Origin of the sequence: Bradyrhizobium sp. McL0616 (assembly GCF_049993385.1) — a bacterium.
Lineage (GTDB): Bacteria > Pseudomonadota > Alphaproteobacteria > Rhizobiales > Xanthobacteraceae > Bradyrhizobium.
Window position 1 is genome coordinate 5927426 of sequence record NZ_CP188255.1, and the last position, 21217, is coordinate 5948642.

General features: G+C 65.0%; 19 protein-coding genes. 6 read left to right on the forward strand and 13 right to left on the reverse strand.

The window, feature by feature from the left end; translation table 11 throughout:
• Positions 1-55: 55 nt before the first annotated feature.
• Positions 56-802, reverse strand: a complete 747-nt coding sequence (locus ACPPVR_RS28715; RefSeq protein ID WP_426609925.1) for a hypothetical protein — start codon at positions 800-802, stop codon at positions 56-58.
• Between the two features lie 294 nt (positions 803-1096).
• On the opposite strand from ACPPVR_RS28715, the gene ACPPVR_RS28720 reads away from it, so the two are divergent.
• Genes ACPPVR_RS28720 through ACPPVR_RS28730 form a run of 3 tightly spaced genes read left to right on the forward strand, consistent with a single transcriptional unit; the run spans position 1097 to position 5751 of the window.
• Positions 1097-2128 (forward strand): ABC transporter substrate-binding protein, encoded by a 1032-nt coding sequence (locus ACPPVR_RS28720; protein WP_426609926.1) that lies wholly within the window; start codon positions 1097-1099, stop codon positions 2126-2128.
• Positions 2125-4818: an ATP-binding protein gene (locus tag ACPPVR_RS28725; RefSeq protein ID WP_426609927.1), complete on the forward strand. Its 2694-nt coding sequence runs from the start codon at positions 2125-2127 to the stop codon at positions 4816-4818. The genes ACPPVR_RS28720 and ACPPVR_RS28725 overlap by 4 nt, the downstream gene beginning before the upstream one ends.
• Before the next feature lie 54 nt (positions 4819-4872).
• The gene (locus ACPPVR_RS28730; RefSeq protein WP_426616203.1) at positions 4873-5751 is read left to right on the forward strand and encodes an alpha/beta fold hydrolase; all 879 of its coding nucleotides are present in this window, start codon (positions 4873-4875) and stop codon (positions 5749-5751) included.
• A gap of 3 nt (positions 5752-5754) precedes the next feature.
• On the opposite strand, the gene ACPPVR_RS28735 is transcribed toward ACPPVR_RS28730, so the two are convergent.
• Positions 5755-6666: a LysR substrate-binding domain-containing protein gene (locus ACPPVR_RS28735; protein ID WP_426609928.1), complete on the reverse strand. Its 912-nt coding sequence runs from the start codon at positions 6664-6666 to the stop codon at positions 5755-5757.
• Between the two features lie 132 nt (positions 6667-6798).
• Here ACPPVR_RS28735 and ACPPVR_RS28740 point away from each other — a divergent pair, with 132 nt between their 5' ends.
• Both ACPPVR_RS28740 and ACPPVR_RS28745 read left to right on the forward strand, forming a co-directional pair.
• Entirely contained in the window at positions 6799-7737 is a 939-nt protein-coding gene (locus ACPPVR_RS28740) for a ring-cleaving dioxygenase (protein ID WP_426609929.1), read from the forward strand.
• On the forward strand, positions 7734-8360 hold the full coding sequence (locus tag ACPPVR_RS28745) for an alpha/beta hydrolase (protein WP_426609930.1): 627 nt from the start codon (positions 7734-7736) through the stop codon (positions 8358-8360). Before ACPPVR_RS28740 ends, ACPPVR_RS28745 begins: the two co-directional genes overlap by 4 nt.
• Positions 8361-8447: 87 nt before the next feature.
• Here the strand turns inward: ACPPVR_RS28745 and ACPPVR_RS28750 are convergent, their stop codons facing one another.
• Positions 8448-9368, reverse strand: coding sequence for a glyoxalase (locus ACPPVR_RS28750; RefSeq protein ID WP_426609931.1), 921 nt, complete (start codon positions 9366-9368; stop codon positions 8448-8450).
• A gap of 65 nt (positions 9369-9433) precedes the next feature.
• Entirely contained in the window at positions 9434-10408 is a 975-nt protein-coding gene (locus ACPPVR_RS28755) for a magnesium transporter CorA family protein (RefSeq protein ID WP_426609932.1), read from the reverse strand.
• A gap of 68 nt (positions 10409-10476) precedes the next feature.
• On the opposite strand from ACPPVR_RS28755, the gene ACPPVR_RS28760 reads away from it, so the two are divergent.
• Positions 10477-10761: a hypothetical protein gene (locus ACPPVR_RS28760; RefSeq protein ID WP_426609933.1), complete on the forward strand. Its 285-nt coding sequence runs from the start codon at positions 10477-10479 to the stop codon at positions 10759-10761.
• A gap of 11 nt (positions 10762-10772) precedes the next feature.
• Here the strand turns inward: ACPPVR_RS28760 and ACPPVR_RS28765 are convergent, their stop codons facing one another.
• The 9 genes from ACPPVR_RS28765 to ACPPVR_RS28805 all read right to left on the reverse strand — a co-directional run bounded on the left by ACPPVR_RS28765 (position 10773) and on the right by ACPPVR_RS28805 (position 21203).
• On the reverse strand, positions 10773-12269 hold the full coding sequence (locus tag ACPPVR_RS28765; RefSeq protein ID WP_426609934.1) for an ABC transporter substrate-binding protein: 1497 nt from the start codon (positions 12267-12269) through the stop codon (positions 10773-10775).
• A gap of 54 nt (positions 12270-12323) precedes the next feature.
• Positions 12324-13328: an ABC transporter ATP-binding protein gene (locus ACPPVR_RS28770; protein WP_426609935.1), complete on the reverse strand. Its 1005-nt coding sequence runs from the start codon at positions 13326-13328 to the stop codon at positions 12324-12326.
• Complete coding sequence (locus tag ACPPVR_RS28775) at positions 13325-14332, reverse strand: ABC transporter ATP-binding protein (protein ID WP_426609936.1); 1008 nt, start codon at positions 14330-14332, stop codon at positions 13325-13327. The genes ACPPVR_RS28770 and ACPPVR_RS28775 overlap by 4 nt, the downstream gene beginning before the upstream one ends.
• A gap of 2 nt (positions 14333-14334) precedes the next feature.
• Positions 14335-15228: an ABC transporter permease gene (locus tag ACPPVR_RS28780; RefSeq protein ID WP_426609937.1), complete on the reverse strand. Its 894-nt coding sequence runs from the start codon at positions 15226-15228 to the stop codon at positions 14335-14337.
• The gene (locus tag ACPPVR_RS28785; protein ID WP_426609938.1) at positions 15225-16175 is read right to left on the reverse strand and encodes an ABC transporter permease; all 951 of its coding nucleotides are present in this window, start codon (positions 16173-16175) and stop codon (positions 15225-15227) included. The genes ACPPVR_RS28780 and ACPPVR_RS28785 overlap by 4 nt, the downstream gene beginning before the upstream one ends.
• A gap of 84 nt (positions 16176-16259) precedes the next feature.
• A complete protein-coding gene (locus ACPPVR_RS28790; protein ID WP_426609939.1) occupies positions 16260-17681 on the reverse strand; it encodes an amidase in 1422 nt (473 codons plus the stop codon).
• A 122-nt stretch (positions 17682-17803) separates the two neighbouring features.
• Positions 17804-18739, reverse strand: coding sequence for a carbohydrate kinase family protein (locus tag ACPPVR_RS28795; protein WP_426609940.1), 936 nt, complete (start codon positions 18737-18739; stop codon positions 17804-17806).
• Between the two features lie 5 nt (positions 18740-18744).
• Complete coding sequence (locus ACPPVR_RS28800) at positions 18745-20391, reverse strand: FGGY-family carbohydrate kinase (protein WP_426609941.1); 1647 nt, start codon at positions 20389-20391, stop codon at positions 18745-18747.
• A gap of 38 nt (positions 20392-20429) precedes the next feature.
• Positions 20430-21203 carry an SDR family NAD(P)-dependent oxidoreductase gene (locus ACPPVR_RS28805; protein ID WP_426609942.1) on the reverse strand — a complete coding sequence of 258 codons (774 nt, stop codon included), beginning with the start codon at positions 21201-21203 and terminating at the stop codon, positions 20430-20432.
• Positions 21204-21217: the final 14 nt, after the last annotated feature.

Sequence of the window (21217 nt, forward strand, 5' to 3'; positions counted from 1 at the left end):
CGGCATTGGCGCCGATCCACAACCGGGTGGGAGAATGGCGTGCGATCGCCCGGCATCAGAACTGGCCGGGCGGCAGCTTGAAGATGTCGGGGCTCTTGGCGTCGGCAACGTAGAACAGCAGCAGGCTCGTCGGCGTGAGCAGGCGCTGGTTGTTCTCCTTGTTCTCGAACGTGCCCTGCAACAGCAGGATCACCGAACGATCCTTGGCATCGCTGCCGCGGAACATCACGATGCCGCCGTTGACGGGCATGTTGACCGCGATGGAGTCGGGCTTGAAGCCCTCGCTGAGGAAATGAGCGCGCAGGATGTTGGCGTTGGAGAACAGCTTCTCCGGGGTGATCGCCGCATCGGTCCCCTTGGACCAGACCGCGCCGACCTGGATCAGCGACTTGGACTTGTAGCCGAACACGTAGGAGAGCTCGGCGGTCCCGCCATTCGGCAGCAACTCCGGCACGGAGAGCAGCAGGCTGTGCGTCAGTTCGGACGGATTGTCCTGGGCCCTGATCGCGTCGGGCTTGGCGCTGAAATCCTTGACTATCGCCGCGCGGACGTCGGCCTCGTTCGAGCCGAATTTGGCGGAGCGGAAACCGTCGATCGCCTTGGTCTTGTCGTCGGCCGTGGCCGCCTCGCCGGACGCTGCGGGCGCTGCAGTGGTGGCGGCAGCCGGCGGCGCACCTGCCGCAACGGCCTTCGGCGCAGGCGCAGCCTTCTGCTTCGGAACGACGCCCTGGGCCGCCAGCGGCCCGGCCGCAACCGTGATGAGAAGGGCGGCAAGGGCCGGGACAAGATCAATTCTGCGCATCGTAAACCTTCAAAACAACCTGAAACAACGGCTCAAAAATCGTCGTTACGAAATCGGCTTCCCCGAACCGCCGCCAAAACCGAGACGGAAAATGTTGCAATGCCACAAGGCCTTACAAAACGTCACGGAGCAGACAAGGCTCGAAACAACGATTCCTAAGGCGCGTATGAATACGGTATCGGACTGCCGAAGGCTGCGAATGAACATTCATAAGTGCATTTTTTCATCAATTGTGGATACCGCCCTTTCGCGTTAAGCATCCGCCTTGGGACGAACCATCGAGCAACACATTCCATGACCGAACGGCCTTCCGCTTTCGCGGTCGATCGCCGCGGCTTCATACGCCTTGCGGGCACAACTGCTGCGGGATTTCTCGCGCTCGGCGCAACGCCCGATCGCATGCGAATCGTCGCCTCGCTGACCAGCCTGTCGCTCGACGACGAGCTGACCAGAAGAAGCATGACCGACAGCGCGACCACTCGCCTTGGTGGGCTCATCGCAGGCCTGAGGCAGCGAGGCTGGGTCGACGGCGTCAATTACCGCTTCGAAATCCGTTCGACTTTCGGCGGACCCGACAAGTTCAAGGCCGCGGTGCAGGAGCTCATCGATCTCAGGCCGGACGTCATCCTGACCGGCTCAACAGTTGAAACCGCAGCCGTCTTGGCGGTCACCAAGACGATCCCGATCGTCTTCGCGACCTCAAACGACCCTGTCGGCAATGGCTTCGTCGAAAGCCTCGCGCATCCCGGCGGCAACGTCACGGGCTTCACCAGCAGCACCGCCGAGATGGGCGGCAAATGGCTTCAGCTGATCAAGGAAGCTGTGCCGAATATCGAACGCGTCGGCGTCCTGTTCAACCCGGCAACCACGCCTCGCGCCGGGCGGTTTTTCCTCGACTCCCTCGAGCAGGAGGCCGCGGCATCCGGGTTGGCTGTGGTGCTCGCGCCGCTCAGCACGCCAGCGGACATCGACGGCGCGATCAGCCGCTTTTCCGAGCCGCCGAAGGCGGCGATGATCTCGCTCGTCGACAGCTTCCTGGTGATCAACCGGCAGGCGATCATCGCGGCGGCAGCGAAGTATCGCGTGCCCATGATCTATCCGTTTCACTATTTCATGGATGCGGGCGGGCTGATGAGCTACGGGCCGACGCTGGAGGTGCGCTCGGCCGATTATGTCGATCTCATCCTGCGCGGCACCAAAGCCGGCGATCTCCCGGTGCAGGCGCCGCGGAAATACGAGCTCCTGATCAACCGCACCGTGGCCAACGCGCTCGGATTGACGATTCCCTTCACATTGCTCGCGCGCGCCGACGAGATTCGCGAGTGAATGAACCGATCGACCACGGATATTTGCGGGCGCCTCCCGGCCGGCTGTTCCGGAAATATCTCTACTCGATCGTAGCCCTCGCCTTTGCCGCGCTCGCCATCAACACCGCCTTCGACGTCTGGTTCTCCTACCGTGAGCAGAAGCAGCTTCTCGCGGCCACCCAGCGCGAGCAGGCAGCAAGCGCGGCCATTCAGATCGGCCAGTTCATTGGCCAGATCGAGAACCAGATCAGATGGCTTGCCCGCCTGCCCACCGAGCTCTCGACCAATGAAGACGCGCGACTGAACGCGATCCGCCTGCTGCGCCTCTCGCCCGCGATCGCAGAAATTACCGAACTCAATGCACAGGGCCTCGAGCAGGTGCGCGTGTCGCGCCGGGTCCCGGACAGGATCGGCAGCCAAGCCGACCACTCCAGCTTCGCCGCCTTCCGCGGCGCCAATGAAAGCCGGGCCTATTACGGGCCGGTCTACTTCTTCGGCGACACCGAGCCTTTCATGACGCTAGCCACGCGCGGGACCGGCCGCGAGCCCAACGTGGTCGTCGCCGAGGTCAATCTGCGTTTCATCTGGGACCTCGTCGCCGGGATCAGAGTTGGCAACACCGGCAAGGCCTATGTGGTCGATCGCCAAGGCGTGTTGATCGCGCATCCCGATTTGTGGCCGGCGCTGCGCCGCAGCGATCTCTCCGCCCATCCGGATGTCCGGGCCGCGCTCGACGGCGTGGGGCCGCCCTCGGGCGGCCTGGTCAAGGAGGATTTTTCGGGTCAACGCGTGCTGTCGACCTATGCGACGGTCCCCTCACTCGGCTGGCTGGTGTTCGTCGAGCTGCCGCTCAGCGAAGCCTATGCGCCGATCTACGCCTCGATCGGACGGTCGACTTTTCTGCTGATCGTCCTCTTGGCCTTCGCGACCCTGGTGTCGCTCTGGCTCAGCCGCCGCATGACCGTGCCGATCCAGATGCTGACGCAAGGCGCGCGGCGGATCGAAAGCGGCGATCTCGGCTTGCGGCTCGCGATCAAGACCGGCGACGAGCTGGAGGCGCTCGGCGACCAGTTCAACCGGATGGCCGCTCACTTGCGCGAATCCTATGCGACCCTCGAGCGCAAGGTCATCGAGCGGACCTCCGAGCTCGAGAAGGCGCGCGATCACGCCCTCGCCGAGCACGATGCGGCCGAGCGCGCGCGCAGTGTTGCGGTTGCGGCCAACGAAACCAAATCGCGCTTCCTGGCCGTGATCAGCCACGAGCTGCGCACGCCGCTCAACGGTGTCATGGGCGTGCTGCAGCTGCTCGACGACGGTCGCCTCGGCGAGGTTCAACACCGTCACCTCGCGACCGCGGCTGCCTCAGGCGAAACGCTGATCGCGCTGGTCGACGCCATTCTCGAATATGCCCGACTGGAGGCCAGCGCCGAAACGCTGGAAACGCGCGACTTCCGTCTCGACCAGTTGATCGAGACCGCCGTCGACCTGATGCGCCCGCAGGCTTTCGGCAAGGGACTGACCTTCGACCTCGCCTGCGATACGACGGTCAACACCTCCGTGCACGGCGATCCGGTGCGGCTCAATCGCATCCTGCTCAATTTGATCGGCAACGCCATCAAATTCACCCCGAGCGGCGGGATCGCACTGAGCGCGACAACCGAGCGGCATGATGATCATGCGCTGCTCCGAATCATCGTTCGTGATACCGGCATCGGCATCGCGCCTGACATGCACGAGCGGATTTTCGAGGATTTCGTCCAGGCGGACGACAGCATTGCGCGGCGGTTCGGCGGCACCGGCCTCGGACTTGCGATCGCGCGCCGTCTCACGCGGCTGATGCACGGCGAACTGACGGTGGAGAGCACGCCGGGCGCCGGCAGCGTGTTCACGCTTCTGGTGCCGCTCGGCCATGCCGCAAGCGGCATCGCGCAAGGTGCGCTTCCGCCGCCATCGCGGCAGCTCCGCGTGCTGCTGGTCGACGACGACCCCGTCAATTGCGAGGTCGGTGAAGCCATTTTGAACCGGCTCGGCCACCGCGCCGCGATCGCAAGGAACGGCGCGGCCGCAGTGGTGCTCGCGAGCAGCCAGCCGTTCGACGTGATCCTGATGGATCTGCACATGCCCGACATGGATGGCGTGGAGGCGGCCGCGCGCATCCGGCAACTGCCGTTGCAGCCAATGCCGCGGATCATCGTCGTGACTGCCGACGTGTCGCGCAGCACCCGCGAGCGGCTGGCAGACGCCGGGATCGCCAAGGTCGTCAGCAAGCCGATCCTGATCAACGCGCTTCGCGAGGCGATCGAGGACGAGCCCGAGCAAGAGAGCGACGCGACGCTCGCGACCGGCGCATTGATCGACCAGCATTTTCTCGACAACCAGAAGGAGCTGCTCGGCGCCTCGCAGATCGCGAAGCTCCATCTCTTGCTGAACCAGACCAGCGAACAGTTGATTAAGGACATCGGCGCAGCCGCCGCGGCCGGCGATCGCAGGCAGCTTGCGCGGTCCGCGCACCAGCTCGGCAGCGCGGCAAGCGCGCTCGGCCTCGTCCGCCTGTTCGAGCGCTGCCGTGACATCGAGCTGGCGGGGCCGTCGATGTCGCCCGCCGAGTGCCAGAGCGCCGCACGCGAACTGGCCGCGCTTCGCAAGGCGTCGATGAGCGCGCTTGACTATCTGCTCGCGCCCGCCGAACAGGGTTCCGTCACTCACTGAAATCCAAGATGATTGGAGGCGCCGGTGCGCGCAAGATGTCTCGCTGTTCTCCTGATGCTGCTGTCCCCCGCCGCTCGCGCCGAAGAATCGTTCCCTTCCACCTTCCAGACCAGGACCGTCGCGGCCAATGGTACGCAGATTCATGTGCGCGTCGGCGGCAAGGGGCCGGCCGTGATTCTGATCCATGGCTTTGGCGATACCGGCGACATGTGGGCCAGGCTTGGGGCGGACCTCGCGCGCGATCACACCGTGATCGTGCCCGATCTGCGCGGCATGGGTCTCTCGGGCAAGCCCGATAATGGCTACGACAAATGGACCCAGGCGGCCGATATGCGGGCCGTCTTGCAGGCGCTCGGCATCGAGAAGGCGGTCGTGATCGGACACGACATCGGCACCATGGTGGCCTATGCCTACGCCGCCCGGTATCGCGACCTGACCGAAAAGCTGGTGGTCATGGATGCCCCGGTGCCCGGCGTGCCACCGTGGGACGAGATTGTCCGCAGCCCGCGGCTCTGGCACTTCGATTTCGGTGGCACCGACATGGAGCGCCTGGTTAGGGGTCGCGAGCGCATCTATCTCGACCGCTTCTGGAACGAGTTCGCGGGCACGCCGTCAAAAGTCACGGAAGCAACGCGCCGTCATTACGCCGAACTCTATGCGCGGCCGGGCGCGATGCACGCAGCATTCGCCCAGTTCCGGGCGATCCGCACCGACGCCGAGGACAACAAGAAGGCGATCGCGACCAAATTGACCATTCCCGTGCTTGCCGTCGGAGGCGCGAAATCCTTTGGGGCGATGGAGGCTGTCGTGATGCGAAACGCGGCGACCGACGTCACCGAATTGGTCATCCCGGACGCCGGACACTGGCTGATGGAAGAGCAGCCGGCGGCGACGATCGCGGCGATACGCCAGTTCCTCGATGGCGGGAAATAGCGGTCATGTTGGCCGAAATGACGCTTCCTCATCGCGACCGAAGCGCTCGACCAGGAAGTCGATGAACAGCCGCACCTTCACCGACAGATGCCGTGTCGGCGGATAGACCGCATAGAGCGCGAGCGGCGGCGCGGAATACTTGTCCAACACCGTACGCAGCTCGCCCTTCCGCAAAGCGTCGGCAGCGATGAACTCGGGGAGCAGCGCGAGGCCCCTGCCCTTGATCGCGACATCGCGCAGCACTTCGGCATTGTTGACGCAGAGCGACCAGGCCGGCTGGATCCAGTGGTCGCCGTCGCTGCCTGTGAGCTTCCACTGATTGCCGGTGAGCAGGAAGCCGTAAGTCAGCGAGGCGTGGTCGCGCAGATCCTGCGGATGCTTTGGCGTGCCGTGATGCGCGAGATAGTCCGGCGAGGCGCAGATCATGCGCGGCACGGGTACGATCTTGCGCGCAATCAGGCTGGAGGATTCCAGCTCCGCGATCCGCAAGGTCACGTCAAAGCCGTCCTGGACGGGATCGAGCAGATCGTCGCTGAGCACGAGCTGGAGCTGTAGCTCCGGATATTTCTCCATGAACTCGGCCAGCACCGGCCCGAGCCGCATGGTGCCGAACGACATCGGCGCGTTGACGCGCAGCAGGCCGCGCGGCGCCGACTGGGCTTGCGTCACCGCCTGATCGGCGGCCTCGATCTCCGAGAGGATCACGACCGCGCGCTCGAAATAGCGCTGGCCGTTCTCGGTCGGGCTCGCATGCCGTGTGGTTCGGTTCAGCAGCTGCACGCCGAGGCTCCCTTCGAGATCGGCGATGTATTTGCTGATCGCCGAGCGCGACAGCCGCAGCTGGCGGCCGGCTTCGGCAAAGCTGCCGCTTTCGACCACTTTCACGAAGGCCCGGAGGCTGGCGACCTTATCCAAGGGCCGGCCCCCCGGATTGTTTCCAAATCGTAGACATAGACGTCATATTTGCACGGATTGTCTCCAATCCAAAGCGGAACGATATTTCCGGCCAGAGAGCAAGACCGCTCCCCGAGCTTTTGGAGGATGACAATGTCTGGACTGCACCACGTCACCGCGATCGCTGGCGACCCCATCAGGAATTTCGGCTTTTACACCCGCGATCTCGGCCTGCGCTTCGTCAAGAAGACGGTCAATTTCGACGATCCCGGCACCTATCATTTCTATTATGGCGACGAGACCGGCCGGCCCGGCACCATCCTGACCTTCTTCCCCTGGGCAGGCGCGGCCGCCGGGCGCCGCGGCGTCGGCGAAACCCATCAGACCGCCCTCCGCGTGCCGCAGCGCTCGCTCGGCTACTGGACGCAGCGCTTTATCGAGAAGGGCATTGCTTACGAGGCGCTGGAGAAGCGTTTTGGTGAATCCGTGCTGCCGTTCACCGATCCGGACGGGATGGCGCTGGCGCTCGTCGGTATCACCGGCGCCGAGAACGAGCCCGGCTGGAGCAATGGCGACGTGCCGGCCGAACATGCGATCCGCGGCTTTCACGGCGTGACACTGCTGCTCGACAGCGCGGCGAAGACGGCCGCCGTCCTCACCGACGTGTTCGGCTTCAAGGAGACCGCACGCGAAGGCTCCGTGATCCGCTTCAAGGCATCAGGCGATGTCGAGGGCAGCGTGGTCGACATCTACGAGGCCAAGGGCTTTCTGCGCGGCCATCAGGGCGGCGGGTCGGTGCACCATATCGCCTTCCGCGCGGCCGATGATGCCGAGCAGGGCCAGATGGCGCAGAAGCTTGTCTCCAATCATGGACTGCATCCGACCGAGCAGCGCGACCGCAACTACTTCCGCTCGATCTACTTCCGCGAACCCGGCGGCGTGCTGTTCGAGATCGCAACCGATATCCCCGGCTTCGCCGTCGACGAACCCGTCGCGACGCTGGGACGTGATTTGAAGCTGCCGAGCTTCCTCGAAGCGCATCGCAAGCAGATCGAGGGCGTGCTGCCGAACCTGGAAGAGAGCGTGTCATGACCGAGACTTCCTTCATCCATCGCTTCGAGCCGGCGCGCGACGCGGGCTCGACGCCGCTCCTGCTGCTGCACGGCACCGGCGGCGACGAGAACGACCTGCTCGGGCTCGGCAAGATGATCTCGCCGGGCTCGGCCCTGCTCTCGCCGCGCGGACGCGTCCTTGAGCATGGCATGCCGCGCTTCTTCCGCCGTCTCGCTGAGGGCGTATTCGACGAAGAGGACGTGCGCCGGCGCGCGCTCGAGCTCGGCGACTTCGTCGCGGAGGCGCAGCAACGCTACGGCATCGCAGCGCCCATCGCGGTCGGTTTCTCCAACGGCGCCAACATCGCAGCCGCGCTGTTGCTGCTGAAGCCGGACGTACTCGCGGGCGCAATTCTGCTGCGCGCCATGGTGCCGCTGTCGGATGCGCCGAAGGCCGAACTCGGCGGCAAACCGGTGCTGTTGCTGTCCGGGCAAGCCGACCCGATCGTGCCGGCGAGTAACTCGGCGCGCCTCGCAGCGCTGCTATCGCAAGCGGGCGCCGGCGTGACCCACAAGGTCCTGCCGGCGGGCCATCAATTGTCGCAGGCCGACGTGACGCTGGCCCGCGACTGGATCGGCAACGTCGCCGCAGAGGCGGCATAACTCACGCGCGGCGCATCGTTCAACGACGATGCGCCGCCCCTAGCCTGGCATAGAGCCCGGCCCCGACAGCGCGTCCCTTCAACCGACCTATGGGCCGGCGTGCCTGACCTGCGCTGAATATATCTCTGCAACATAGCCGCCCGGAAACTGCACCATCGCCGCGGTCCGGCCATCGACGGTATAGGGCTCGACCAGGACCGACACGCCGGCAGCCCTGGCCTTCGCGAGTGTTGCGTCCAGGTCCGCCACTTCGTAGCCCGTGGTCTCGCGGCCAAAGGGATACGGCAGGTGCCCGTCGGTGACGAGAACGACCATCTTTCCGAACGCCGACTCGATACGAACCCGCCGATACGTCTCTGCCGCGCGGCCGATTTCAAGCCCGGGCGCCGTCGTCGTTTCGGAGGCGATCTTGCCGTGCGAGAATGCGAGGAAACTGCGCAGGAAAGCATCCGCCCGATCGGCCGAGACGTAAACCCTGTTCTCGGGGATCGTCTCGAGCGCGGCGTAGTTCGGCTTTGTCGTGTGCCAGTAGAGCTGCAGATTGATGCCTCCCGGCCACTGCACCACGGCATCGCGGCCGATCGGATCCGGAAACGTTGAAACAACGACGTCGGCTCCGGCAGCACGGGCGGCCTTGATCGCCACGTCGATGTCGCTGACGAGATACCCGTTCCGCTCGGCGCCGAACGGGTATGGCACGGGCGTCTTGAAACCGAACAGCGAGACCATTCCCACCGGCGTCTGAAGCAGCTGTGACGTCGTGCTGCTGGGGGTCGGCGTGACCGTCGCAACCACCTGCTTGGAGCTGTGGCCGCCAAACGTTGCGAGAAAGCTCGCGACGAATTTGTCGACGTCATCCGGCGCGACGTAGACATGGGTCGAGTCATATTGCGGCGCCACCGCCACCAGCGGCAAGCCGGGTTTCGCCGCATTTTTTGCAACTGCCGGCACGCCTGCGGCCATCGCGATCAATGACAAAGACAGAACAGCAGCCGATGGCCTCTTCATGGACAATTCCTTAAGCGAGATGAAACGCGAAGCGGAGGGGTTCTTGCGGCCAGGCTCGCGCCCGGTCAATCGAACCAGCCGCGGCGCTTGAACCAGATCAGCGGCAGCACACCGCTGGCGATGATGGCGAGCAAGGACAGCGGATAGCCGAATGTCCAACTCAGCTCGGGCATGTTCTTGAAATTCATGCCCCAGACGCCGACCAGGATGGTGGGCGGCACGCCGACCACGGACACGATCGTAAGGACCTTGAACATCTCATTCTGCTGGATGTTGATGAAGCCGAGCACGGCATCTAGCAGAAGCTGGATCTTGTCAGACAACCGCGTCTCGTAGTCGCTCAGCGATGCGACGTCCTTCGATATGGCCTCGAGGCGCTTCTTCGACGCGGCCGTGATCCACTCACTTCCGACATCGCCGGCAAACGAAGCGATGCGCCCGACCCCGAGCAACACGTCTCGCGCCTTGGCGAGACGATCGGCCAGTTCGCCGACATTCTCCAGCGCCTCACGCATCCTTTGGCCCGAGCGTACCGGCCGCTTTGTCCGCACGAGGCCACCTTTGAAGACGCTCCTTGAGAGCGTATCGGCCTTCGCGCCCAGATGCTCCAGCACATCGGCGCCGCGGTCGACCATCGCCTCGAGCAGGCTGGTGAACACGCACATGCCGTTCTCGAGACCGCCGTCTGTCCCGATACGCTTGCCGATATCGTCGAAGATCGACAGGGGCCAGAAGCGCACCGTCACCAGCACCCGCGGCCCGATGACGAACCCGACCGGCGTGATCTCGGCCTCATTGTCCTCGTTGAACCGGACGGCCGGCGAACTGAGATAAAGCTTGCCGTGGTCGTAGATCAGCCGGCTCGAGGCTTCGATCTCGCTGAGGGATTGCTCGGACGGCACCCGTATCCCAAGCAGCCGTTCGACGAACTCTTTTTCCTTGTCCGTTGCATTCAGCAGATCGGCCCAGATGATCTCGGCCGGCATTTCCGCGCCGATGTTTTGCCAGTCATCCGACGGCCATCTGTACAGCTTGAGCAATGACCGAACTCCGTGTCCCCGCGCGCCGGATCGCGCCGCATGCGGCCATCCTGCGTTGAGCTAAACGCATGAAAATTCCAAACGTTCAAAGTCTGGGGATCAACAGAGGCGGCGCTTTCAAACGAAAACGCGCGGCCCTCTTCGACGATGGCATCATGCCGGTGTTTTGCCCGACGGGTCAACGGCATCGCGGACTGCGCAAGCCATTGATGCGGGCTGCGCAAGCCATTGAAATGATTATCACCGGCTACTGTGCATGGGGTTGTTTTTCAGATTTTTGTTTGGGCAGGCCCAAACGATTGACCTCTCCCCGATGGGGAGAGGTCAGCGTAGAATCGGCAGTCTTGCCTTGATCGAGCCGTCCCTACTCCCAGGACCAGGTCGAGAAGTCGTTCTCGAACTGCGGGACATCCTTCCAGACGCCCTTCAGCTTCTTGCTGGTGATGGTGATGAGCTGCGGCTGGAACAAATAGCCGGAGACCGCGTCGGTTGCCAGCATGCGCTGGGCGTCGCCGAGCAGCTTGGCGCGCGCTGCCTCGTCCGGCGTCGACACGATCTGCTTGTAGAGCGTGTTGAAGGCCTCGTTGTTGTAGCCGAGATAGTAGTCGGACTCCGTGATCTTGACGAGGTCGAACGGCTCGACATGGCTGACGATGGTGAGGTCGAAATTGTGCGGACCGTTCGGCGCGAACACCTGCGACAGCCACTGCGCCCACTCGACGTTCTCTATCTTGGCGATGATGCCGACCTTGGCGAGCTGGGCCGCGAGGATCTCGCCGCCCTGACGCGCGTAGGACGGTGGCGGCAGCTTCAGCGACAGTTCGAGCGGCGCGGTGACGCCGGCTTCCGCCAGCAGTTTCTTGGCCTTCTCGGGGTCGTAGGGATTGATGCCGGTGGTGTCGACATAGCCGAGCGCGCCGGGGACATAGAAGCTGCCGATCGGCGTGCCGAAACCGTCGACAGCGCCGTCGATGATCGCCTTGCGATCGATCGCGGCCAGGATAGCGCGGCGCACGCGGACGTCATCGAGCGGCTTCTTCTTCTCGTTGATGGCAACGATAGTCTTGGCGCGGGAGCCGCCGACCTGGACGCTGAAGCGCGGGTCGGACCTGAACTGGGGCAAGGCACGCGCCGCCGTGACGCGCGGGAATGCATCGACGTCGCCCGAGAGCAGCGCCGCGATCTGCGCCGCCGGATCGGAGATGAAGCGGATCGTCACCTTCGACAGCTTGATCGCGGCAGCGTTGCGGTAGTCGGCCCATTTGGCCAGCGTGATCGAGGAGCCCTTGGCCCAGGCGCCGAGCTGATAGGGTCCGGTCCCGACCGGCTGGGTGATGTTGGTCGGCGCGCTCTTCGGCTCGACGATCGAGCCGCTCGCCTGCCCGAGCAGGAACGGCAGGTTCGGCTCGGAATTCTTCAGCGTGAGCACGACCGTGTCGGCATCGGGCGTGGCAACGGAATCGAAGCCCTGGAACAGGCTCTTGTCCTTGTTGGTGCTGGTGGCGACCGCGTTGCGTTCGAACGAGAACTTCACCGCCGCGGAATCGAAGGCTTCGCCGTTGTGGAATTTGACGCCCTTGCGCAGCTTGAAGGTGTAGCTCTTCAGGTCGGGCGATGCGGTCCAGCTCTCGGCCAGCAGCGGCGAGACCGAGCCGTCCTCGTTGATCTTGGTCAGGGTCTCATAGATGTTGTAGAGCGTAACCTCGGCGATCGCAGCCGCAGCGGCATTGGTGGGATCGAGGCCCGGCGGCTCCAGCGACATTGCCATGACGACGCTGTCCTTCTTGCTCTGCGCCAGCACCGGCAGAGGTGCCGCGGCCAATGCGGCGGCAAAAGCGACGATCGATAGTTTCCTGAACATGCCTAACTCCCCGGCCTTCTGTCTTTCCAGACTACGCCAATCCTGCGGCGGACACTAACCTTCCATGCCCGCTTGCGGCAACGCCATCACGTCCTCCGCCTTGTGGCAGGCGGCGAAATGAGCCTCGCCCACCCTGCGTAACTCAGGCAGCGCCTCGCGGCAATGCTGGTCGGCGAGCGCACAGCGCGCGACATAGGGACACCCCGTTGCAGTCGCCGATTGCGAGGCGATCGCCTGGGCCCCGCGCCGGCGTCGGCCACCGCCGGCGCGCGCCCGCGGCACGGCATCCAGCAGCGCCCGCGTATAGGGATGGGCGCAGCGCTCGAACAAATCCTCGGGGCGCCCCTGCTCGACGATCCGGCCGAGATACATCACCGCGACCTCGTCGCAGAGATAATCGACGACGGCGAGGTCGTGGCTGATCAGGACGTAGCTCAGGCCGAACTGCTCCTGGAGGTCCTGCATCAGGTTCAACACCTGCGCCTGCACGGAGACATCGAGCGCGGAGACGGGCTCGTCGGCGACGATCAGCTTTGGTTGCGTGATCAGCGCACGCGCAATCGCGATGCGCTGACGCTGGCCGCCGGAAAACTCGTGCGGATATTTGTCCATGTCCGCATCACGCAAGCCGACCTGCCGCAATACCGCGGCGACGCGATCGCGGAAGGTGGTGCGATCGGCGCCTTCCAGCACGGTGAGCGGCTCGGCGACGATGCGCCCGATGGTCTGGCGCGGATCGAGCGAGCCGTAGGGGTCCTGGAACACCATCTGGAAATCGCGCCGGGCGCGGCGCAGCTCGTCGGCGGAGATCTGGTTGAGGTCGCGGCCGAGCAGCGCGACCTGCCCCGATGTCGGCCGCTCCAGCGCCATCACCACCCGCGCGAAGGTCGACTTGCCCGAGCCGGATTCGCCGACGATGCCGAGGCTCTTGCCGCTAGCGACCTGCACGCTGACGCCGTTGAGCGCGCGCACCTGGCCGGGCGGACGGAACAGGCTTTCGCGCGGCAGCGTGTAGCGCTGCTCGAGATTTTTGACGTCGAGAAGCGGCGCTGCGGTCATGCGGACAGCGCTCCGACATTCGCGGCCATCGAGACATCGGTGCGCACACAGCGCACCACATGACCAGGACCGACCTCCACCATCGGCGGCAGCGCCGCGCGGCATTTGTCCTCGACCAGCGGGCAGCGCTCGCCGAAAGCGCAGCCGTCCGGCAAATCGGCGAGCTCCGGCACCGTGCCCGAGATCGTCGTCAGCCGCGTTCCCTTGCGCGCGCCGAGCCGCGGGCGGGCGCGGAACAGGCCTTGCGTATAGGGATGTCCCATGCGGCGGAACACCTGGTCGGTTGGCCCGCTCTCGACGACCGTGCCGCCATACATCACCATCATGCGCTGCACGTTCTCGGCGATGACGCCGAGATCGTGCGAGATCAGGATCATCGACATGCCGCGTTCCTCGACCAGGTCGGCGATGAGATCGAGGATCTGGCCCTGGATGGTGACGTCGAGCGCAGTGGTCGGCTCGTCCGCGATCAACAGATCCGGCTCGCAGGCGAGCGCCATGGCGATGGTGACGCGCTGGCGCTGGCCGCCGGAAAACTGGTGCGGATAGGCATCGATGCGTTTTGCAGGATCGGGCAGTCCGACGCGGTCGAGCAAGGCGATCGCCTCTCGCCGCGCCTGCGCCGCGGAGTATTTCCTGTGACGCCGCAGCGGCTCGGCGACCTGGTGGCCGATCGTGTGCATCGGGTTGAGCGCGGTCATCGGCTCCTGGAAAATCATGCTGATGCGGTTGCCGCGCAAGCTGCAATACTCGGCATCCGAAAGTCCGGCGAGCTCGCGTCCGTCGAGCCGGATGCTGCCGGTGACGACCGCACTGTCCGGCAACAGCCCCATCAACGAAAGCGCCGTGACCGACTTGCCGCAGCCGGATTCGCCGACCAGCCCGAGTGTCTCGCCGCGCTTCAAGGCGAAACTGACGCCGCGCACGGCCTGCGCAGGTCCGCGGCTGGTGTTGAGGCGGACGCCGAGATTGGCAACCTCGATCAGCGGTGCAGTATCAGCCATCGTCACCGCTCCCGCGCCAGTCGGGGATCGAGCAGATCGCGCAAGCCGTCGCCGAGGAGATTGAGGCCGAGCACGGCGACCGCGATCGCGGCGCCCGGATAGACCGCGAGCATCGGCGACTGGAACAGCAGCGTCTGCGCGTCGTTCAGCATGCGCCCCCAGGACGGCTGCGGCGGCTGCGTGCCGAGACCGAGATAGGACAAGGCGGCTTCGGCCAGAATGGCCAGCGCGAACTGGATGCTCGCCTGCACGATCAGGATCGACAGGATGTTGGGCAGCACATGCTCGATGGTGATGCGGAAGGCGCCCTTGCCAGCGGCGCGCGCGGCCAGCACGTATTCGCGCGCCCAGATCGCGTTGGCGGAGCCGCGTGTCAGCCGGGTCAAGGTCGGGATCTGGAAAATGCCGATCGCGATGATCGAGGTCACCATGCCCGGACCTACGACCGCAGCCAGCATGATCGCCGAGAGCACGGCCGGAAAGGCGAAGGTGAAGTCGGAGAAGCGCATGATGATCTCTTCGGTCCAGCCGCGCCTGGCCGATGCGATCAGGCCGAGGCAGACACCGAAGGTGAGACCGATGCTGACCGCGATAATGCCGACCATGATGGTGGAGCGGGCGCCAGCGAGCAGCAGCGAGACGATGTCGCGGCCGAAGGAATCGGTGCCGAGCCAGTGCGCCGCGGATGGCGGCTGGAGTTTCGAGGCGATGTCGATCTCGTAGGGCGACCACGGCGTCCACACCAGCGACAGCAGCGCCGAGGCGAGGACCAGGAAGCTGAGCGCGCCACCCAGCACAAAGCTGCGATGATGCAGCGCGCGGCCCCAGAAGGTCCGGGCCGGCAGAGAACGTGTTGTCACCGGCGCGTCAACCGGGGCGGCCAATGGCGCACTCACAGGTCGTGAACCTTGATACGGGGATCGATGAAGGCATAGAGCACATCGACCACGAAATTGACGATGACCACAATGGCGGCGAGCAGCATCACGCAATTGCGCACCACGATCAGGTCGCGGTTGGCGATCGACTGGAAGATCAGCCGGCCAAGGCCCGGCAGATAGAACACGTTCTCGATCACGATGGTGCCGGCGAGCAGATTGGCGAATTGCAGTCCCATCACGGTCATCACCGGGATCATGGCGTTGCGCAGCACGTGGCGCCACAGCACCTCGCGCTTGCCGAGCCCCTTTGCGCGCGCGGTGCGGACGAAATCCTCGCGCAGCACTTCCAGGACGGCCGACCGCGTGACGCGGGCAAGGATGGCGGCCTGTACTACCGCGAGCGAGACCGCAGGCAGCAGCAGCGATTTGACGGCTGGCCAGATGCCGTCCTCCCAGCCGGGAAAGCCGCCCGCGGAGAGCCATTGCAGCCGCACGGCGAACAAGAGGACCAGCAAAATTGCGAACCAGAAATTCGGCAGCGCGATGCCGATCTGGGTCAGCGACATCACACCGACATCGCCAAGCTTGTTGTGGTTGGCGGCGGTGTAGATGCCGGCCGAGAGCGCCAGCGTCACCGTGATCAGCATGGACATGATCGCGAGCGGAATCGTCAGCGCCATCCGCTCCGCGATCAGGCTCGCGACCGGCGTGCCGTAGACATAGGAATTGCCGAGATCGCCGACGAGCATGCCCTTGATCCATTGCAGGTAACGAATCGCCAGCGGCTGATCGAGCCCGAGCTTGACGGTGAGCGCGCGCACCGCGTCCGCCGACGCGTCAGCCCCCATCAGCATCTGCGCGGCATTGCCCGGCAGCGCATCCAGCACCAGGAAAATGATCACGGATGCGCCGACCAGCGTCGCCAGCAAGGTCAGGAGACGTCGGAGAAAGAATACGCTCATGCGCGCTCGGTTTCAGGGCTCATCCGCGGCACGATCAACATGTCCGGACGGCCAACGCAAGCCCTTTGCCGCACAGGCCTCATCTCAGCCGGGCCGGCGGGACAGAAGGTCGTGCGAGGCCTCAAACAGCGCGCTGACGCGCAGCAATTCCGCATCGGCCCGGAAGCCGCCAACGAGCTGAAGGCCGATCGGCAGGCCGTCGCGGCCGAAGCCGCAGGGCAGGCTGATCGCCGGGTGGCCGGTCATGTTGAAGGGCATGGTCCAGGGAAACCAGTGCGGCCGGACGCTGTCATAATGCTGGCCGTCGATCTCGATGGTGCCGAACAGGTCCTGGTCGATCGGCAGCGCGGTGCGGGTGATGGTCGGCGTCGCCAGGAGATGCCCGCGCGCAAGCAGGGATTGCACGCGGCGGAACAACGCCGTGCGCGCGAACATCGCTTCCTGATAGGCCACGCCGCTGACATTGGTCGCAAGCGCGACCTGCTTGACGAAGGCTTCGCTTAAGGTGTCGCCATGCTCGGCGACAAGCTTGGCGAAGCGCGTGCGCCAGACCGTGTGGTTGATGGCGCGCCAGATCGGCTCGACGTCAAAGCCTTCGCCCGAAAACTCCTCGAGCACGGCGCCAAGGCTCGCGAGCCGATCGAGGCTCGCCTTGAAGGCCGTTGCGACATCGGCGGACACCGGACGTCCGGGCGGCGAGGCGCAGAACAGGATCTTTTGCCCGCGCAGATCGCCGCGTGGGGCGGCCGTGCCGATGAAATCAGGAACGGGCACACCGATCGACCAGGGATCGCACACATCCTCGCCCGCCATCGCCTGCATCATCAAGGCGGTGTCGGCGACATCGCGCGTCATCGGCGTGACATAGGTCTGGTTGCCGAAGGCATCGAGCGCCTGGCTGTGCGCGATCACGCCGTTGCTCTGCTTCAGCCCGACCACGCCGTTGCAAGCGGCGGGAATTCGCGTCGAGCCGCCACCATCGGTCGCGATCGCCAGCGGGGCGATGCCGCTCGCGACCGCCACCGCCGCGCCGCCACTGGAGCCGCCGGAGGAACGCTCCGCGTCCCACGCATTGCGGGTGCGGCCGAACAGCGGCGAGTCGGTCAGGCATTTGCTGCCGAACTCAGGCGTCGTGGTCTTGCCGATCAGGATCGCGCCTTCCGCGCGCAGCCTGGCCACCGCGACGGCATCCTCAGTCGGCACATTGTCCTTGTAGGGGACGGCGCCAAACGTGGTCTTCACGCCCTTCGTATTGACGATGTCCTTGACGGTAACGGGAAGGCCGTGCAGCAGGCCAAGCGGTTCGCCGGCCATCACCTTGCGCTCGGCTTCGCGTGCCGCCGCCATCGCCTCATCGCCGCAGAGCGTGATGAAGCAGTTCAATTCAGGTTGGAGTGTCTCGGCACGTGCGAGCACGGCGCTGACGACCTCAACCGGCGAGACCTTCTTGCTGTTGATGCGTTCACGCAGCTCGGTGGCAGACAGGAAACAGAGATCATTGCTCATAAGGACGGGCTCGCATCAGGACGCGCGGACCTTGCCAGCGCGGACCTGGCCTGTCCATTTCGGTTGACGCATGGCCGCAATCCGCAGGGGCAGCTCGGAAATTGCAAGTCTTTAAGAGGCGCCTACCAACTCCAATTGATCTCGTGGCCCCAGGGCGGATCGGCGCCCGGGCGGGTGCAGGTCAGACCGGCGTAATTCGCGGCAAAGGACAGCGCGCGTCGGAGTTCGTCGGCGCTGATGTCCTTGAGATGCTGCCGGGCAAGGCGTCCTTGCTTGTGCAGCGCGAACAGCAGCGCGGCCTGAAAACTGTCGCCGGCGCCGATGGTATCGGCGACAGCTACCTGGGGCGCCTGCATTTTGATCTGGCCTGCTTGCGCATGCCAGGCGATGGCGCCGTTGTTGCCACGGGTGATCACGACGAGGCTCGTGCCCTGCCCCAGCATTGCGCTCGCGCGTTGCTGATAGGGCTCCTCGCCATGGAGATAGGCGAAGTCCACATCCGACATCTTGATGAGGTCGGCGTGGCCTGCGAACTCCGCCATGCGCGCAAGGTAGGCCGGCTTGTCCTTGACGAGGTTGGGGCGGCAGTTCGGATCGAAGGAGATCGTCGACGACATCAGCGCGTCCGCGATCAGGGCTTTGGTCTCGGCCGCGCCCTGGTCGTTGACCAGCGTGGTCGAGCCGATGTGAAGGGCTTCGACCGTATCGAAAGGAATGGACCCGCGCCGATACGCCCAATTCCGCGTCGCGGTCTCGGCATCGTAGAATGCGTAATGCGACTCGCCGGCGACGATGCGGACGAAGGCGAGCGTGGTCTGGTGGGCGCTGCGCGTGGCGAGACCGAGCTCGACATTGGAAGCTGCAGCATGGTCGGCGATCATGCGCCCGAACATGTCGGTCGAGATGCCGCCGACAAAACCGGTGGGCGCACCCAGTCGCGCCATGCCGATCGCGACATTGAGGCAGGAGCCGCCGACCGCCGGCATCACCGCCTCGCGTCCATCAACGTTGCGGGTCGGCACGAAATCGATCAGCGCATCGCCGCAAGACATCAGCATCCGTTTCACCCTTTGGCGATATCGCGCATCGCGGCGCGGCTGGCGCGATCGACCTCGCGCAGCAGTCTATACACATCCCGCTTGCGGACGTGGAAGGCGGCCATGTCGGGCGCGGTCGGCTCGCTCTTCCGTCCCAACGCCGACATTTTTGCCATGGTCTCGCCGATCGAGGCATAGGCGCCGCCAGCGACGGCACCGAGCATCGCGGCACCAAGCAGCACCGACTCCTTCGTCTGCGGCAATGCGACCGTGAGGCCGGTGGTATCGGCCATGATCTGCCGCACAAGGGGACTGCGGCTAGCGCCGCCGCCCATGATCATGATGCCTGCATGGACGCCGTGCGCCGCGAATGCTTCGATCACTTCGGCGAGCCCATAAGCGAGCCCGCAGAGGCCGGCGACGAACAGCCGCTCCATCGAACTGACGTCGGTGTCGAGATCGAGGCCCGCGATCACGGCGCGCGTGTCGGGGTCGGCATAGGGCGAACGGTTACCGATGAACTCGGGAAGCACATGGACATCGCGGGCGAGCCCCGCGGCGCGGCTGGCATCGCCTGCGCGCGCAATGATGCCTCGCTCGAGGAATTCAATGAGGTCGAGCCCCTCGCTGCGCGCCGCCGCGCTCGCCTCGGCATGGCCTGGATGTGACTTGAGGAGATGGTCGATCGCCGCGCCCGCGGCCGACTGGCCGCCCTCGTTGAGCCAAAAATCCGGGACCATGCCGGAATAATAAGGACCCCACACGCCGGGGACGAAGCACGGCTCTTTCGTCGTCGCCATGATGCAGGCCGACGTTCCCATGATGTAGGCAAGGCGATCGCTGACATCGGTCGCGCCGCCGGCTCCGTCGCGGCCGCCGATCGCGCCGATGCCGCCGGCGTGGGCGTCGATCAGCGACGCGCCGACCGGCGTGCCCGGTGACAGGCCCAGATCGGCGGCTGCGTCGCGCGTCAGACCGGCGCCGAGCCGCGTGCCGGGCGCGACGATTTCGGTGCCGATGCGGGCGTATTTCTCGTTGACGAAGTCGGATAGGCCTATGCGCCTGAAGAATTGCCCGCTCCAGCCGCCGCCATCATGGGCGAGATAGTTCCACTTGCAGGTGACGGTACAGGTCGATCGCTGCAGCGAGCCCGTTGCGCGCCAGGTCAGGTAATCTGCCAGATCAAAGAAGTGGCCGGCGGCGTCAAAGCTCGCGCGCATGTGCCGCTTCAGCCATAACAGCTTTGGCATCTCCATCTCAGGCGAGATCGAGCCGCCGACATAGCGCAGCACCGCGTCCTCGGTCTCGTTGATCAGCCGCGCCTCGGCCGTGGCGCGGTGATCCATCCAGACGATGACGTTGCGTTGCTTGTCGCCGGAGGCACTGACGGTGACCGGCTCGCCCCGGGAATCGAGCACCACGAGGGAACAGGTCGCGTCGAAACCGATGCCGCTGACGCTGTCAGGGGCGATTGCGGCTTCCGCCATCGCAACCCGCACCGATTTTACGCAGGCGTCCCAGATGTCGGAGGACGACTGCTCGACGATGTCGCCGGCCTCGTGCCAGATCCGGATCGGATGCTTGGCGGTCGCCAGCAGCGTGCCGGCCTCGTCAAACACCCCTGCCCGCGTGCTCGTGGTCCCCACGTCGACGCCGATATACGCTCGCGGCATTGTCGCTCCCGGTCGCTTCCGTCAATTTTGACGCAAGCCTACCAGCAAGTGTAGCCGCCATCCACCAGCACGATGCTGCCGGTCATCAGGCTCGCAGCCTCTGAGCTAAGGAACAGCACGACGGAGGCGATCTCGTCGACCTGCCCCATCCGCGCCATCGGGGTTCCACCGATCCAGGCGTCGTACATTTTCGCGTTGCTCTTCACGAAGGCGTTGAGCGGCGTCTCGATATAGGTCGGCGCCACCGCATTGACGCGCACGCCCCGCGCGCCCCATTCGGCGGCCAGCGACTTGGTCAGATGATGCACGCCGGCTTTCGAGGCGTTGTAGAAGGCCTGCTCTTGCGGCTTGTTGACGATGAAGCCGGACATCGAGCCAATGTTGACGATGGCGCCGCTCTTCGCCGTGAGCATGTGCTTACCGAACTCGCGGCAGCACCAGAATGTACCGTTGAGGTTGACGTCGATGACGTTGAGCCAGTGCTCGTCGGTGACGGTCTCGGCCGGCGTTTCGCTCCGCGCAATGCCGGCATTGTTGACGAGGATGTCGACCTTGCCGTGGCGGGCGACGAGATCATTCGCCACCTCAGCCACGCGCTTGGTGTCGGTGACGTCCATGATCGCGGTCTCGACGGCGTAGCCTTTCACCTTCAGGCTGGCTTTTGCGCTGTCGGCGACCTTGCTGTCGCGGTCGCCGATCACGACCTTTGCCCCGGCCTCGGCCAGCGCTTCCGCGCAGGCGAGGCCAATGCCCTGGCCGCCGCCGGTGATGAACGCGGTCTTGCCGTTCAGCTTGAATTTTTCCAGGTACATTTTGGTGTTTCCGT

Coding starts and splice junctions, on each gene's coding strand:
- ACPPVR_RS28775 (WP_426609936.1), bottom strand. CDS start 14,332: ATGGCTGATACTGCACCGCTGATCGAGGTTGCCAATCTCGGCGTCCGC.
- ACPPVR_RS28785 (WP_426609938.1), bottom strand. CDS start 16,175: ATGAGCGTATTCTTTCTCCGACGTCTCCTGACCTTGCTGGCGACGCTG.
- ACPPVR_RS28765 (WP_426609934.1), bottom strand. CDS start 12,269: ATGTTCAGGAAACTATCGATCGTCGCTTTTGCCGCCGCATTGGCCGCG.
- ACPPVR_RS28795 (WP_426609940.1), bottom strand. CDS start 18,739: ATGCTGATGTCTTGCGGCGATGCGCTGATCGATTTCGTGCCGACCCGC.
- ACPPVR_RS28720 (WP_426609926.1), top strand. CDS start 1,097: ATGACCGAACGGCCTTCCGCTTTCGCGGTCGATCGCCGCGGCTTCATA.
- ACPPVR_RS28790 (WP_426609939.1), bottom strand. CDS start 17,681: ATGAGCAATGATCTCTGTTTCCTGTCTGCCACCGAGCTGCGTGAACGC.
- ACPPVR_RS28800 (WP_426609941.1), bottom strand. CDS start 20,391: ATGCCGCGAGCGTATATCGGCGTCGACGTGGGGACCACGAGCACGCGG.
- ACPPVR_RS28715 (WP_426609925.1), bottom strand. CDS start 802: ATGCGCAGAATTGATCTTGTCCCGGCCCTTGCCGCCCTTCTCATCACG.
- ACPPVR_RS28730 (WP_426616203.1), top strand. CDS start 4,873: ATGCTGCTGTCCCCCGCCGCTCGCGCCGAAGAATCGTTCCCTTCCACC.
- ACPPVR_RS28770 (WP_426609935.1), bottom strand. CDS start 13,328: ATGACCGCAGCGCCGCTTCTCGACGTCAAAAATCTCGAGCAGCGCTAC.
- ACPPVR_RS28805 (WP_426609942.1), bottom strand. CDS start 21,203: ATGTACCTGGAAAAATTCAAGCTGAACGGCAAGACCGCGTTCATCACC.
- ACPPVR_RS28760 (WP_426609933.1), top strand. CDS start 10,477: ATGAAAATTCCAAACGTTCAAAGTCTGGGGATCAACAGAGGCGGCGCT.
- ACPPVR_RS28740 (WP_426609929.1), top strand. CDS start 6,799: ATGTCTGGACTGCACCACGTCACCGCGATCGCTGGCGACCCCATCAGG.
- ACPPVR_RS28750 (WP_426609931.1), bottom strand. CDS start 9,368: ATGAAGAGGCCATCGGCTGCTGTTCTGTCTTTGTCATTGATCGCGATG.
- ACPPVR_RS28745 (WP_426609930.1), top strand. CDS start 7,734: ATGACCGAGACTTCCTTCATCCATCGCTTCGAGCCGGCGCGCGACGCG.